Genomic DNA, 1,514 nt, shown 5'->3' with positions numbered 1-1,514 from the left:
TCGTCCTTCTCAGGCACCCATTTCCCCTCTTTCTGTACCAGCCTGCCGATACAGATCCGCCCGATCACGGGTGGGGTAATCGCCAGTCCTTTGATCATGGTGTGTGTCTCCTGGCCGCGTGAGCTGCCTGAATGGTGAAACGGCGTGAGCCGGGCACCGGTTTGACGTAGTGGCTGAGCAGGTCGGGATGATCCTGCCCGAGCCGTTCCAAGTCCGGGGCCAGCCGATCCTTGCTGCGTTTCCAAGTGATCTTGCCGTCGGCAAAGAGTCCTGCCGTAGCCTCTCCCAGCGTGGCCTGTAGCCGCTGCTTGATCTGTGATTCGCGTAGCTCCACTTCCTCCTTGTGTTCGCGCAGATGCAGCAACTCCCCGAACAGCTGGTTGAACTCGGGTGAATCGGAGAGATCGACGGTTTCCCCGTCATCGCGGGGGAAGAGCCAAGCCAGCGCCGAGCCTGCATCTTCGGAGCCATCGGGCTCGGGCTGCTGGTCGTGGGTGACCTGATGCCAGAATTGCGCTTCCCGCTCGGTGAGATCCCGGATCTTTTCCTCGTCGCGTTCGATGCGGTAAATCCGAAAATCTTGACCACCGATTAGTACCGCCACTTCCGCCCAGGCATGACCGGTGACGGCGAGCTGATGCAGTACCTGACACTGGTAGGCGACCGGTACGCCCTCCTCCCATTGGGGGGCACTGTGATAGCTGGCAGTCTTGATTTCGAGGATGCCGGGGCCGTCGGGGTGGCCCACCACCTCCCGGTCGAGATTGGCGAGCATAAACAGGTGCTCGGGGTGCTGTAGTACCGCATTGACCCGGCGCACCCGATAACCGGTGCGCTTGGCGTAGACCTGCGCCAACACCGGTTCGAGCTCGATACCCCACAGCACAGCTTCTTTGTGGGAGATATCTTCCGGCTCCTTACGCCCGGTCTTTTCCAGCCACAGTGACAGCGGGCATTTATAGGGTGAGAGGCCCACCGCAACGGCGGCATCGGATGAACCTAGCCCAAGCTTGCGGATCGCCAACCACTGCTTGCGAGAGAGGTCGGTGGTGGAGGCTAAGCGAATAGCCTGACCGTATTTGGCTTTTGCTTTCATCATTACTCCTTGTCAGCGGCATAAACGTCCCCGCCCGGCCTGATGGCTGGGTAGGGGTCTATGACGGGTAAATGAAATAAATCGGTAGAGCGGGGATTACTGCAGCAGAGTAAGGGCCTGATTGAGGGCCTGAGACTTTAGCTGAGCACCCTGACCAAACCAGGCAGAGTCCAGGCGATAGTCCTGACTTCGGGCACGGCGATGATGGTCCACATATTCCGTCACCGCATTGACCAGCCCCCAGGCGGTATTCTGGGAGCTGGCCAACTCCGAGCCCATACCGGCGCCTTGATATAGCTCGTGGAGCTGTTGGACTGGTCGGGTGAGGATAATTTGATTGTCGGCATCCAATGGCTGGTCCAGCAGGACGCTAAAGAAACGTAGCGCCTCTTCTGGGGCAACAGGACGGGCAGCCAAT

Annotated in this window: 2 protein-coding genes; both read right to left on the bottom strand. The window is 59.5% G+C overall.

All coding sequences use genetic code 11. From position 1 onward, the window contains the following. Window positions 1-94 precede the first annotated feature (94 nt). Window positions 95-1,096 carry a YqaJ viral recombinase family protein gene (locus tag OKC41_RS20960; protein WP_113738893.1) on the bottom strand — a complete coding sequence of 334 codons (1,002 nt, stop codon included), beginning with the start codon at window positions 1,094-1,096 and terminating at the stop codon, window positions 95-97. A 96-nt stretch (window positions 1,097-1,192) separates the two neighbouring features. After that, the coding region (locus tag OKC41_RS20955) for a DUF932 domain-containing protein (protein ID WP_270672343.1) at window positions 1,193-1,514 on the bottom strand (322 nt) is incomplete at its 5' end.

This window comes from Aeromonas sp. QDB17 (genome assembly GCF_027705305.1).
GTDB lineage: Bacteria > Pseudomonadota > Gammaproteobacteria > Enterobacterales > Aeromonadaceae > Aeromonas > Aeromonas caviae.
Note: the sequence above shows the minus strand (reverse complement) of the source record. Positions and strands in the feature narration are given on the sequence as shown.

Coding starts and splice junctions, on each gene's coding strand:
- OKC41_RS20960 (WP_113738893.1), bottom strand. CDS start 1,096: ATGAAAGCAAAAGCCAAATACGGTCAGGCTATTCGCTTAGCCTCCACC.